The following is a 13,625-nucleotide window of genomic DNA, read 5'->3' as shown; positions in this document are numbered from 1 at the left end:
TTATTAAGTGACTAGTTATGAATTGCGAATTTTTGGATATCAGCCAGAGAGCGATCGCGGTAACGCCCGTAACGCTCCTGTTTATTTTTAATTTTCTCTCCCAGGTCTGGCAGTATACCAAAGTTAGGTGGCATTGGCTGGAAATGCTTGGGTGAAGCCGAACTAATAAATTCAAACAGCGACCCCATCATTGTTGTATTGGGTAAAGTCAAAGGTTCTTTACCCAAAGCAACGCGAGCTGCATTGGTTCCCGCCAACCAGCCACCTGCAGCAGCTGCGGTATAACCTTCAGTTCCAATGAGCTGTCCCGCAGCGAACAAAGTCGGGCGCTGTTTAAATTGCAAATTAGGGAGCATCAACTGGGGAGCATTAATAAAAGTGTTGCGGTGCATCACTCCCAACCGTACAAACTCTGCATTTTCCAAACTGGGAATCAACCGAAAAACACGTTTTTGCTCACCCCATCGCAAATTAGTTTGAAATCCTACCATATTCCAAAGCTGTCCGGCTTTGTCTTCTTGCCGCAACTGTACCACGGCATAGGGACGTTCTCCAGTGCGACTGTCTGACAACCCTACGGGTTTCAAGGGACCATAACGCATGGTATCTTCTCCCCGTCTTGCCATTTCTTCAATTGGCAAACAACCTTCAAAAAATTTTGCGGTTTCCCTCTCAAAATCTTTTAATTCCACTTGTTCGGCGGCACAAAGTTCTTGCCAAAACCGCAAGTACTGCTCTTTATTCATCGGACAGTTGAGATATGCGGCTTCACCCTTGTCGTAACGAGAGGCAAGAAAAGCAATATCGCGATTAATCGATTCTCCCACAATAATCGGACTGGCAGCATCAAAAAAGCTGAGGTATTCCATCCCGGTGAAGCGGTGCAAATCTTCTGCCAAGTCTGGGCTGGTTAAAGGACCTGTTGCTAAAACAACAATGTCCTCCGGTATAGCACGTAATTCTTCCCGACGCAGTTCAATCAAGGGATGGCGAGCTAGGGTTTCTGTTAAATCAAAGCTAAATTGTCCCCTATCTACAGCAAGCGCTCCACCTGCAGGGACTGCGTGTTCATCGGCTTTTGATATTACGATAGAACCAAGTTGGCGCAACTCTTCATGCAACAGACCCGTTGCGCGATCGCTTGCCATTGCCCCAAATGAATTGCTACATACCAATTCTGCCAAATGTTCCGTATGATGAGCACCACTCAATTGTTTTGGACGCATTTCCCACAGAATGACAGGTATCCCAGCTTGGGCTATTTGCCACGCTGCTTCTGTCCCAGCTAGTCCACCTCCAATAACTTGAATCGGTTGTTTTTCCATACTCATTAAACGACAACAATTGGCGGAGTTTATCACACCTATATCAAGTATACATGGTATATTAGGTAACGGCTGTAACAATCTGGGATCTGGCTTGGCTCCACTTGCGCTTGCGGAGTATGTTGAGAACCCGCTTAAATTGCTCAAACTCTTCCCGGCTCAATTCTGTTTTGCTCCATGCTTCTCGTTGCATTAAGCCTTCAAACCAGTCATTTAACTTGGGGTAATCGTTAAGATTTTCACCAGACTTCACCAATAAAGATATGGCTCCTCCTACAACGATATCTCCTAAGGTTAAGCGATCGCTTCCAAAATAAGAATTCTCTCCTAAAATTTCTGTCAAAAAGTTGAAAACTTTATTTACGTGTTCCTTCGCCTGCACAAATTTAGGAGAGCTTGCATCTTCGTACATTAGTGTAATTAGCTGAGGTAAAAGCTCATTATTAGTTACCATTTGTACTGTTCTTACTGTAGCCAATGCTTGGGCTTCTTTAGGCAACATTGCAGGTGTTGGATATTTAGCTTCTAAATAATCCATAATTGCTAAAGATTCTATAACCTGAAACCCATTATCAATGATGACGGGAACGTGATGAAAAGGGTTAATTGCTAAAAACTCTGTTGCCATTTGGTCGCCATTCAAGTTTAGCAAAATAGGCTCAAAAGGAATGTCTTTTTCTAGTAAAGTTATCCATACACGACGCGCCATTGGGGATCGAGGATTGTAGTAAAACTCAAGCATGAAAAATTCCTCCTAATAATGTTACACTTTAATCAGACCATTCGGTCTTTTATTTGACATACGAAGATATTTCGTTGTATCAAACACTTATGGTTCTCGCAAACTAGGCATTAACGGAAATGTTTTAATTCTTCCTCTGCCATATGCCAAACATTTTCCTCTGCTGGAAATAAACTTTGTTCGACATCTTCTTTGTATTGTTGTATGACTTGAGCCGTCAAAGTTTGATAATCCTGATATTGTTTTGCCAGTTTTAGCTTGCGGGGTGTTATTCCTAATATGTCGTTCACAATAAGAACTTGCCCATCCGTAAACCTACCAGAACCAATTCCAATGGTGGGGATACTTAGTTTTTCAGTCACGATTTGACCGAGTTCTTCAGGAATCAGTTCCAAAACAAGCATTGATATACCAATTTTTTCCAGCGCGATCGCACCTTCAATAATTGCATTCGCTTGTTCAAAACTTTTTCCTTGTACCCTCTTCTGCGGTTGAGTTTGTGGCAGTAAACCAAGATGACCGCAAACTTTTATATCATGTTCGATCAGATGCTTGATGACTTTTTCTCGAACACCTTCTAATTTAACAATATCTGCTCCATGTGCTAAAAGTTTTTTGGCATTATCGAGTGCTTGTTCAGGAGTTTCATAGGAATTATAGGGCAAATCACCAAGAATATACGCTTGGGATACTCCTCGTCGAACAGCTTTAAGATGATGGGCAATATCATCTACCGTAACCTCTTGTTCGCTATCATACCCAAGTATATTTGTGCCTACGCTGTCACCAACAAAAATGACATCAACTCCAGCCCTATCTTCCAACAGCGCTGTGGGATAATCATACGCTGTCAGGGCTACAATTTTTTGATGATTCCGCTTTTTCGCCAGCAAGTAAGATGAGTCTTTTTTCATGGGAACCTTGACCATTTCCGACCAATAGGTCTGTTTTTATAGAAGAGTAATCTTAAATACAGTTTAATTGCTCTAGATTTGCAAGTGGCTCTTTATATACTCGTTTAAATGCTGAGTGACTCTTTCTATATAAATCAGATCTCCGTATAGCTTGCTCATCATCACAGCACCCTCAAGTGAAGAAATCATGATGGTAGCTATTTCATCAATGTTAACCGTCGGACGAATTTCACCCCTTTCGATCCCCTTTTGGATAATTTGAGATACCATTTCCCGCCAAGAGTCCATTGCTTGTCTAGTACGTTCTCGCAAAGCAGGGTGCGTGTCGTCACTCTCAATCGCTGTGTTCAGTATGGGACACCCTCCCTTGATAATTGGGTTATCTATATTGCTGCGAAAAATATCTACGATCGCTCGCAATCTATCCACAGCATGATGCTTGCTACGCAGTATAGTTCTGTAACGCTCTTTAAATTGAGCGATCGCAAAATCAAACGCTTGTAATGCGAGATCGTCTTTGCTTTGAAAATGATTATATATGCCTCCTTTCTGCAATCCCGTGACACGCATGATATCCGCAATAGACGCACCAGCATAACCCTGTTGATTAAACAGTTCAGCTGCTTGTTGGAGAATTTTCTCTTTAGTTTCTTCGCCTTTGGACATTTTGCTGTTTCCGACCACTTGGTCTTTTTTATTTAAACCGATTAAGTTGTCCTAAGTCAAGCAATGGTTACGAGAAATTTTATGAACTGCATCGCTATAAAGTTGTCTCAAGTTTTAAGTGGCGATCCTGAAGGGGATGTTACATTGTAGACATTGAGTCTGGCATAGTTAAAGACAGATTGGCGATGGAACTACAATATGGTTAAATTAGTCACAATTAATATTTTGTACGATCTAGAAGAGTGGGAGCAGCGAAAGAGTCTGTTAGTCGATGGACTGGCACCAGAGCAAGCTGACCTAATTGCTTTACAAGAAGTTAAGCTACCAGAAAATACAGCGGGTGAGCTTGCACAGCAGCTTGGTATGCCTTACGTGCAGTTAGTGCAAGAGCAAAAATTAGGTTCGCTCGAAAGGACTCATACAATTGCAATTCTGAGTCGCCATCCATTTGTCTTGCAAGAAGTACTCGATTTACAAAGTCAAGGACGTGTTGCTCAGTACGTTCAAGTTGTCATAGACAACCAGCCATTGGTGTTTTGCAATGGACACTATTACTGGTATCCTGGCTCGCATCCAGAGCGGGATAAGCAAGTACAGTTGCTGCTTGACTGGTTAAGTCATCTGCCAGAAGGGATGCCGATTGTAGCAGTCGGTGATTTCAACGGCACACCCGAAACGAGTGCCATTACACTGATGCGATCGCACTTCTTCTCAGCTTATGCTGCACATCACGGTCATGAACCAGAGTACACCTGTCCTACACCGCTGGCTCGCCGTACATGGAAAAAAGCACTGCGCCTAATGATAAGGGATTGGATATCCAACCGTACTTTACGTCCTTGGCGCGGCACACTAGATTACATCTTTGTTAACCAGCACATCCGCGTGCAAGATGCATATATTATTCTTAATCAACCTGCACCCCATAGCCCTACTTTATACCCCTCTGACCACTTTGGCATTGCTGCTGTTGTAGAAATATCAGGCAGTTAGCTGTTTGCTATCGCAAGATTGACGAGCAGACCATTGCCCAAAGAGAACTAGAGCAGTACATTGAAGTTCAAGCTAACGGTTGTCAATAAACACCGAGCGTAAATTCATTGAGAATTATTTTGAAAAGAACCAGTTAGAGTAACCATCTCTGCAAGAGTATCCTGCCACCTGTAGATGGGGTTAAAGTTTAAGTGTTGTTGTAATCTTTCACCACTGTATTTCCAGTATTGCGCGAAAAAACTACTTCCAGAGTTACTATGCCTAATAGCACTGCGGCTTCTAGTAATGTGAATTAATTCAGTGCAGAAGTCATGCCACGTAAAATTGTTGTTGATAACATTAGCTGCCAGTCCTAGTGGCTTCTTCAAACATTCAACTGATGCCCAAGCTAGTTCTCGCGCATCTACCCAAGCATCACCAAACTGTGACCATTCGTCCTGAGTCTCCCCAGGCAAGATGATATCTTCACTCCTATATACTTTTTCGTAGATATTCGTTGTCCATAAACCTTTTTTTGTAAGACAACGCGGATCTGGACCCCAAATATGTGGTGGTCGAAGGATACTAAAGTCACTGCGCTTTCTCTTTCGGGCTGCTTCTTCTAATAACGTTTCGCAGGACACTTTGCCATAGCTGTAGGATGAATAAGTCGTATTTAATGGATGATTCTCAGCGATCGGAATCCATTGAGCATAACCATACACATCTACACTACTTATAAATACAAACGCTCCTCGCTCCCAACATTTGAGTAACGTTTCCATTGCAGCAATATCTACTTCAGGATGTGTGAATGTACAAGCTATATGAATAATGCCTGTTACTTGATGTGCAGCACGGCAAAGACTATCAGTGTTAGCAAGATCGCCAAGAACTACGTCAACATTTGTCTTTTGTATGGCAGGTTCTGAGTTCGTTCGAGCTAGTATGCGAATGTGCTGTCCGCGTTGTTGTAGTTCTCGTACAACAAAACTTCCCAACATACCTGTTGCGCCGGTGACCAAAATCATCCAACTCCCCTCCGATAAAACTCAGCTTTCTTTAGCAGCATTTTTAAGATATACTCCGCCCTTCAACTATATTCACATCAATCAGCATTGGCTGCATCAAAAACTTGCTGTGCGGTGATATTAAGCTCAGTGAAAGTTGGAGAAACTATACGGTCATTGCCTTGAAACCGCCTTACTTGATACTCATCATCTATCAACTGATAAACTGAGAAAGTAGGTCGTTTTGGATTCCCCGTAAACTTTTTTGCACCCAATCCCAGATAGTCAGCAATCCAGTATTCAGGAATCCCCATATTTTCATATTTTCCCTGCTTCATGTAGTAGTCATCATCCCAGTTGGTTGATACAACTTCTACAATCAACGGAATTGACGCCCCATACATTACAGTTGATGTTTTTCCCCAAAGCGGTTCATTTACAAGATTTTTTTCGTTGATTACTAGCACATCTGGCTCATAACCCGATTCATTTTCAGATGGTTTTACTAATACTTTTCTAGGAATAAAATAAGGGAGATCTAATTTATCAAACGCTACGGTTATCTTACGAGCTAAAAATCCCGTAACTTTTTCATGTCCCCCTAAAGGTTGCGCCATTTCAACAATGACCCCATTGTGTAGTTCATAACGTCCGTTTTCTGGACGCCAAGCGGCAAATTCTTCAAAGGTTACTTGTTTAGTTTGAGCTTGGGTCATAGGTTCAACGTTCTCGATTGCCACCATAGCAATCCTAAATCATTGATGATAAATTCTAAGCACAAAGTTGCAGAATCTCTTCAACAACTTGAGGATTGACATCCTGTTGTTCGCCCAAAGCAACTTGTCCCCGTTTCTCCAAACGCTCAACAATTACCGGAATGGTTTCGCGTCCGATACCATAGTCTGAGAGACGAGTCCGTACACCTACAGATTCAAAGAAGTTGCGAGTTGAAGAGATCGCTTCATTGACCCGTTCTTCCTCAGTACCATTCACAATACCCCAAACTCGTTCGGCATATTGTAACAGCTTCTGCCATTTGCTACTGCGCCTAACTGACATGGTACTGGGTAGCACAATCGCCAAAGTTTGAGCGTGGTCTAATCCGTGTAAAGCAGTTAATTCGTGACCTATATTATGGGTAGACCAATCCTGCGGGACTCCTACACCAATCAGCCCATTGAGAGCCATAGTAGCGCACCACATAAAAATGGCTCGTGCATCATAGTCCTTAGGATTTGCCAGAGTTTTTGGTCCTATTTCAATCAGCGTTTTTAAGATGGACTCCGCCATTCGATCTTGTAAAGGTGCATGAGCAGGATAAGTCAAATACTGTTCCATGACATGAGTAAAAGCATCAACGATACCATTACTAATTTGCTTTTGAGGTAGAGAGAAAGTTGTTTCTGGATCGAGAACCGAGAACCGGGGATACACCAAGGGGCTGCTAAAAACTAATTTATCCTTAGTTTCCCATTTGGTCACTACTGAAAATGTATTCATTTCCGAACCAGTTGCAGGTATCGTCAGTACAACACCCAAAGGTAAAGCATCTTTCACAGGTGCTGTTTTTGCCAGAATATCCCAGGGATCGCCCGTAAAGGGAACAGCCGCAGCGATAAATTTTGTACCATCAATAACAGAGCCGCCACCAACAGCAAGTAAAAAGTCAATCCCCTCAGTTCGCACCAGTTCCACCGCTTTCATCAGTGTTTCCAGACGGGGATTAGGTTCAATACCGCCAAACTCCATCACCTGTCGTCCAGCTAACGCAGACACGACCTGGTCGTAAACACCATTCGTCTTGATACTACCTCCTCCATAAGTGACAAGAACTTTGGCATTTGCAGGAATTTCGGCTGTAATACTGGCGATTTGACCTTTGCCAAATAAGATGTTTACGGGATTGTAGAAGCTAAAGTTATCCATTCAGCACCTTAGAGTGGAAAGTTATAAGACTAAGACATTCGCTTGTGACACTTCTATTGTAATAGAATTAACTCTCTGTTACCTTGGCGATTAGAAATCGCGACTATACAGGCGAAACCCACCTACGTGGGTTTGAAAACTTGGGTTTTTCGTAGTCCGCGCAGGCGGGCTTTGTTTGTGTAGTAGCGAATTCTATGTGCCTACAACTTTGCTTTAGCTATATCTTTGTGCCTGAGATAGTCATGAAAGTCTTTTTAGAAACAGAAAGATTGATTTTGCGTTCCTTTACAGCAGAAGATGCTGAAAACCTTTTTCAACTCGATAGCGATCCCAAAGTTATGCGTTTTATTAACGGGGGAAAGCCAACAGAATACAACATTATTAAAGAACAAGTGTTGCCTAGATTTTTAGGATACTATCAGAAATACGATCGCTTTGGATTTTGGGCGACTGTAGAAAAATCAAGCAATGAGTTTATTGGGTGGTTTCACTTCTATCCTGCTGTTGAACATCAATTTGCCTTGGAGTTACAAATAGTTAACAGCAATGAAATTGCGTTGGGTTACCGATTGTGCCAATCCACTTGGGGAAAAGGATATGCCACTGAAGCCTCAAAAGCATTGATCAATAAGGGTTTTATGGAATGGGACGTTCAAAGAATTGTGGCATGGGCATTGACAGTAAACAAAGCATCTACTCGGGTTATGGAAAAAGTAGGATTAAAGTTAGAAAAAGAGTTTGCTTTCACAGAAAGTCAGCTACCAAACCTGCAACCATCAGACCGAAAAATAGCTTTTTATGCTTTAAATAAAAATGAGTTTCAACAAATATCCTTTTCACAAGCAGATGATTACAAAATTAAACCTCTATCTTAGGATAGATAGACATTAATCTGTGACTAGTCAAGATTAAATAGGTCAAACTCCTAAAGCTTGTCGGCTGAAATATCTCTTATTAAAATTAAAGAGACGGAGAGTCAAACAACTCGATATCGGCAAACTTGTTCGAGAACTGGGGCAAGCGGTGGACCTATGGCAAGAAAAGTTTTCTGATGAATGAGGGGGAATGCATTGCAAACAAAATATTCCTGGGAAGATAAGCCAAAATCATGAGTGCAGGGCAGTTAGGGACAATCGCTGAAGAGGTTTTCGTCGATGGCGGCGAGATGGGGTCGTTGATGCGATCGCACGACTGGTCGCAAACGCCTCTCGGTTCTGTTGAGCATTGGTCACAGAGTTTGAAGATTGCCGTTAATATTTGCCTTAACTCTCGATTTCCAATGGTGATTTGGTGGGGCGAAGAGTTGACCCTACTTTATAATGATGCGTGGCAACCTATTCTGGGTAACAAGCACCCAGAAGCATTAGGCAAACCCGGACAAGAAGTTTGGTCAGAGATCTGGGACATCGTTGGGACGCAACTTCGTAGCGTTCTAAGGACAGGTAAAGCCACTTGGTCTGATGACCAGTTATTATTGGTGAATCGGTATGGCTATACCGAGGAAGCTTATTTCACTTACTCTTACAGCCCTATCTTTTTGGAAACAGGAGAAGTTGGGGGAGCTTTCACCGCAGTTGCGGAAACAACACGGCGAGTGATAGGGGAACGTCGATTAGCTACGTTACGGAATTTAGCGGCTCAGACCGGACAGTCTAAAACCGTTGAGCAAGCCTATAAAATGGCGATGCAAACTCTCTCAGAAAATTCAGCCGACATTCCCCTTGCCTTAATTTATCAGCTGGATTCTGAGGGGACACAAGCAGTTTTACAAAAACAAACTCCATTCAATATTCATCCGCTCATTGCGCCTGTTGAGTTAGACCTAACACTGCATGACAATCCCTTTACGCAATCGTTCGCTTCAGTTGTTCAAAGCGGTCAACCTTCATTATTAGAGAATCTAGCGCAACAGTGGGGAAAATTTCCGATAGGACGATCGCAAATTCCCCTTCAGCAAGCAATGGTTTTGCCGATTCGCGCTTCAACCCAGGACTCAATGGTAGTAGGCATACTGGCGCTCGGAGTGAATCCCTATCAAGCATTGGATAAAGCTCACTATAATTTCTTAGAAATGACGGCGGGACATATTGCTAATGCGATCGCCAGTACTCGCGCCTACGAAGAAGAACGCAAACGGGCAGAAGCCTTGGCAGAACTCGATCGCGCTAAAACCACGTTTTTCAGTAACATCTCTCACGAATTTCGCACCCCCCTGACGCTGATGTTAAGTCCATTAGAAGAGGTGCTAGCAGCAGACAGTGCAATTCCCTATAAGCAACGGCAGCAACTTGAACTCGTCCATCGTAACTCTTTGCGTTTACTGAAACTGGTCAATACCCTACTCGATTTTTCACGGATCGAAGCCGGACGGGTACAGGCGGTTTATGAACCAACCGATTTAGGAGCATTTACAGCAGAGTTGGCAAGTGTGTTTCGTTCCGCGATCGAGCAAGCAGGATTACAGTTTATCGTCGCGTGTGAACCTCTGTCTGAACCCGTGTACGTGGATCGACAGATGTGGGAAAAGATTATCCTCAACCTACTCTCGAATGCGTTTAAATTCACCTTTTCAGGCGCAATCTCACTCACGCTCCGTAAAGTACACAACCAGATTGAATTAACCGTGCGTGATACCGGGATTGGCATTCCAAAAACGGAATTACCTCGCTTGTTTGAACGGTTTTACCGTATTGAAGGATCGCGGGGACGAACTCAGGAAGGTTCTGGAATCGGTTTGGCACTAGTGCAAGAGTTGATACGGCTACATGGGGGGCAGGTACAGGTTGAAAGTACTGAGGGAGAGGGTACAACTTTCACCGTAACTGTTCCCTCCGGAACGGCTCATCTACCATCAGATCGAATTCAGTCAAGACAAACCGTCGCTTCAACGGCATTAGGTGTTGCCCCTTACTTAGAAGAAGCCTTGCGCTGGCTACCTGATGAGGATTTGAGATCGCCCGTGAATTTTCAATGGGAGGGTTCAGGTATAATATCTAACCATCCTGAATCTAACTGGAAAACGGACAATCCAAAATCCAAAATCCAAAATCCAAAATCCAAAATTCTCCTTGTAGATGACAACACCGATATGCGAAGCTATGTAAAGCGGTTGTTGTTAAGCCAGGGGTATAACGTAGAGACTGCCCCAGATGGCATGGCGGCGTTAGCTGTTATTCAACAACAAATCCCCAATCTCGTCTTAACGGATGTGATGATGCCTCGCTTAGATGGTTTCGGACTATTAAGGGAACTACGGGCAGCACCAAAAACCAGAGACATTCCGATAGTTTTGCTTTCTGCCCGTGCTGGGGAAGAAGCTCGTGTAGAGGGGCTGGAAGCAGGAGCAGATGATTATTTGATCAAACCCTTTTCGGCTCGTGAATTGCTGGCACGAGTGGAAGCAAGTTTGAAGCTCGCTCAACTGCGACAAGAAGCACAGCAAAGGGAGCAAAGACTGCGGCTAGAAGCAGAGGCAGCAAAGCAAAATGTCGAAACCATTCTCTCTAGTATCAGCGATAGTTTTTTGGTACTGGATCGTCACTGGTGTTACACCTACGTTAACACCCAACTGTGCAAGATGATGGGGAAATCGCGAGAAACATTGTTAGGTCGCAGTATTTGGGATGTGTTTTCAGATGTTGTAGACACTGAATTATATGTCCAATTCTACCGAGCCATGACTAAGCAAACACCAGCCCAGTTTGAGTACTTTTATCCTACCTGGAACCGTTGGTTTGAGTACCGTGTTTACCCTTCTGCTGATGCGCTGACGGTTTTTGTTACCGATATTAGCGATCGCAAACAATCAGAAGCCGAGCGGGAACGGTTGTTGCAACGGGAACAAGCAGCGCGGGGCGAAGCCGAACGAGCAAACCGGATAAAAGATGAATTTTTGGCAATCTTGTCCCATGAGTTGCGATCGCCCCTCAATCCGATTCTAGGTTGGTCTAAGCTGCTCCAGGGAGGCAAATTAGATCCACAAGCAAGTCGCCGTGCGGTAGAAACAATCGAACGCAATGCCAAACTGCAAACCCAACTGATTGAAGATTTGCTGGATGTGTCTCGAATTTTACGTGGCAAAATGTTGTTGAACATTTGCCCTGTCAACTTAGTGACTGTAGTTGAATCCGCACTGGAGACAGTGCAATTGGCTGCAGAGGCGAAACACATTCAAATTCAAACCGCTTTGACCCTTGATAAGCGTCAAGTTGCAGGAGATTCGGCTCGATTGCAGCAAATTGTCTGGAATTTACTGTCCAATGCTGTTAAGTTCACACCAGATGAAGGAAGTGTCGAAGTTTGCTTAAATCAAATCGGTACTTATGCCCAAATCCTGGTAAAGGATACCGGAAAGGGTATCAGTCCTGATTTTCTACCCTATGTCTTTGACTACTTCCGACAAGAAGATGGTAAAACCACTCGCAAGTTTGGTGGACTGGGTTTAGGTTTGGCAATTGTTCGTCATTTGACAGAACTGCATGGAGGTACAGTTCATGCAGAGAGCCTTGGGGAAGGGCAAGGAGCGACATTCACAGTCCGGCTACCCCTGATGACTGTTACAGCCGAGTCAGACCAGGAAATGACAAACACTTTTCAATCTGTTGATTTTAGCCAGCTACAAATTATAGTAGTGGATGACGATGAAGATATGCGAGATTTGGTGCAAATCATTCTAGCACAACAGGGGGCGCAAGTGACTGCTGCTGCTTCTGCGGCTGAAGCACTGATGCTGTTCAATCGCCAACCACCCGATATCCTCATTAGTGATATTGGAATGCCAAAAACCGATGGCTATATGCTGATGCGAGAAATTCGCAGTCGATCTCCCGAACAAGGTGGATTGGTTCCGGCGATCGCCCTCACCGCCTATGCTGGGGAATATGACCAGCAACAAGCTCTTAAATCGGGATTCCAGAAGCATATTCCTAAACCTGTGGAACCAGAAGCATTGGTAAGAGCGATCGCGTCACTGATTACAGGCTTTAAATAAATGATACAATTGCCTCCACCAAATTTATTTCTAGAAGCCAAAACCGTGGAAGCATCTGAAAACAGTGCTTGGTACTTTCCCCTGGAAAACGGGCGGTATGAGGTCAAACCTGGTTTTATTCCTCTGGGCAAATCTTTAGGCAACGGTGAGGCTGACAAACGGGTCTTTCAATTTGATGGCAACTTTGCTCACTACCATCATGTTAAGCTTCTATCTCGTGCCGAACAATTAAGCAAATATTACCAAACCTATAATTATTCTGATGCTGTAGCAGATGCGATCGCTTGTCTCATTATTGAGCGTCTCTCTCAAGAATATCCCCAATACTTCTGCTGTCAGCCAACAAGTGATGGTTTATCCTTCCACAACCAACTCACTGGAGAAACTCTTTACATAGATGAAAAATGGCGGTTGCAACAAGTTCAAACTCAAGGTCAACCCGTTTTTCCTCCCTATGCTTCCACCCTGGATGCTTTAGCCACCCAAGTGCAGGAAGACTTAACCGTGATGAGCCATAGTGCTGACGGTAGTAACTGGTTGAGTGCTGTTCATTTGTGCTACCCCAATCATTGGTCAGCTGAGGAGAAAATTGGCAAGGATTTTGCCAAGATTCATGAACCCGTAGCAGGAATCGAGACAATTAACCGACGGGCGAGTGCGATCGTTAACACAATGATTCTTCACGAACCAATGGTACGCTTTGCTTGGGGTTTGAGTACTGATACTCGCCTCAATCACCATCCCGAACCACCTCCAAGTGTATCACCAGAGGAGTGGTATGGTAGAAGTTTTAACCCGGACAACCCCAAATTATTCCTGCGAATAGAACGACAAGTCATTTGGGGTCTACCAGAACATAACGCAGTACTGTTTACCATCCGCACCTATTTTAGGGATTGTAATGCTGTCAAAAAAGATACAAGCTTGCGGTTGAAATTATTTGCCGCCCTTCAATCGATGACACCAGAGTCATTAATTTATAAAGGTTTAGCAGAGAGTAGGGACAGTATTTTAGCTTGGTTAGAAAAAGATTAGGTTAAAAAATATTAAGATATAGAAAAATACTTTACGAATCTTAAT

At 43.5% G+C, this 13,625-nt stretch carries 11 protein-coding genes; 4 read left to right on the top strand and 7 right to left on the bottom strand.

Translation table 11 applies throughout. The features are described 5' to 3' along the window. Window positions 1–11: 11 nt before the first annotated feature. The 4 genes from trmFO to WA1_RS04690 form a co-directional block, all read right to left on the bottom strand. The gene (trmFO, locus tag WA1_RS04705) at window positions 12–1,325 is read right to left on the bottom strand and encodes an FADH(2)-oxidizing methylenetetrahydrofolate--tRNA-(uracil(54)-C(5))-methyltransferase TrmFO (RefSeq protein ID WP_017743206.1); all 1,314 of its coding nucleotides are present in this window, start codon (window positions 1,323–1,325) and stop codon (window positions 12–14) included. 61 nt (window positions 1,326–1,386) lie between these two features. Next, window positions 1,387–2,067, bottom strand: coding sequence for a glutathione S-transferase family protein (locus WA1_RS04700; protein WP_017743207.1), 681 nt, complete (start codon window positions 2,065–2,067; stop codon window positions 1,387–1,389). Between the two features lie 110 nt (window positions 2,068–2,177). After that, window positions 2,178–2,981: a 3-methyl-2-oxobutanoate hydroxymethyltransferase gene (gene panB / locus WA1_RS04695; protein WP_026134629.1), complete on the bottom strand. Its 804-nt coding sequence runs from the start codon at window positions 2,979–2,981 to the stop codon at window positions 2,178–2,180. Between the two features lie 72 nt (window positions 2,982–3,053). Then, on the bottom strand, window positions 3,054–3,647 hold the full coding sequence (locus tag WA1_RS04690; RefSeq protein WP_017743209.1) for a TetR/AcrR family transcriptional regulator: 594 nt from the start codon (window positions 3,645–3,647) through the stop codon (window positions 3,054–3,056). A gap of 198 nt (window positions 3,648–3,845) precedes the next feature. Here WA1_RS04690 and WA1_RS04685 point away from each other — a divergent pair, with 198 nt between their 5' ends. Further along, window positions 3,846–4,640, top strand: a complete 795-nt coding sequence (locus WA1_RS04685; protein ID WP_017743210.1) for an endonuclease/exonuclease/phosphatase family protein — start codon at window positions 3,846–3,848, stop codon at window positions 4,638–4,640. A 104-nt stretch (window positions 4,641–4,744) separates the two neighbouring features. Here the strand turns inward: WA1_RS04685 and WA1_RS04680 are convergent, their stop codons facing one another. The 3 genes from WA1_RS04680 to WA1_RS04670 form a co-directional block, all read right to left on the bottom strand. After that, the gene (locus tag WA1_RS04680) at window positions 4,745–5,650 is read right to left on the bottom strand and encodes an NAD-dependent epimerase/dehydratase family protein (RefSeq protein WP_017743211.1); all 906 of its coding nucleotides are present in this window, start codon (window positions 5,648–5,650) and stop codon (window positions 4,745–4,747) included. Between the two features lie 77 nt (window positions 5,651–5,727). Next, complete coding sequence (locus WA1_RS04675) at window positions 5,728–6,345, bottom strand: Uma2 family endonuclease (protein ID WP_026134630.1); 618 nt, start codon at window positions 6,343–6,345, stop codon at window positions 5,728–5,730. Window positions 6,346–6,400: 55 nt separating this feature from the next. Next, window positions 6,401–7,555, bottom strand: a complete 1,155-nt coding sequence (locus tag WA1_RS04670) for an iron-containing alcohol dehydrogenase (RefSeq protein WP_017743213.1) — start codon at window positions 7,553–7,555, stop codon at window positions 6,401–6,403. A gap of 242 nt (window positions 7,556–7,797) precedes the next feature. Here WA1_RS04670 and WA1_RS04665 point away from each other — a divergent pair, with 242 nt between their 5' ends. The 3 genes from WA1_RS04665 to WA1_RS04655 all read left to right on the top strand — a co-directional run bounded on the left by WA1_RS04665 (window position 7,798) and on the right by WA1_RS04655 (window position 13,580). Continuing rightward, window positions 7,798–8,430: a GNAT family N-acetyltransferase gene (locus tag WA1_RS04665; RefSeq protein ID WP_017743214.1), complete on the top strand. Its 633-nt coding sequence runs from the start codon at window positions 7,798–7,800 to the stop codon at window positions 8,428–8,430. A 233-nt stretch (window positions 8,431–8,663) separates the two neighbouring features. Beyond that, window positions 8,664–12,545, top strand: coding sequence for an ATP-binding protein (locus tag WA1_RS04660; protein WP_017743215.1), 3,882 nt, complete (start codon window positions 8,664–8,666; stop codon window positions 12,543–12,545). Continuing rightward, window positions 12,546–13,580: a heme-dependent oxidative N-demethylase family protein gene (locus tag WA1_RS04655; protein WP_017743216.1), complete on the top strand. Its 1,035-nt coding sequence runs from the start codon at window positions 12,546–12,548 to the stop codon at window positions 13,578–13,580. The last annotated feature ends 45 nt before the right edge of the window (window positions 13,581–13,625 follow it).

It is taken from the genome of Scytonema hofmannii PCC 7110, from assembly GCF_000346485.2.
Classification (GTDB): domain Bacteria; phylum Cyanobacteriota; class Cyanobacteriia; order Cyanobacteriales; family Nostocaceae; genus Scytonema; species Scytonema hofmannii.
The sequence above is the reverse complement of the archived record's forward strand: the minus strand, read 5'-3'. Positions and strand labels throughout refer to the sequence as shown.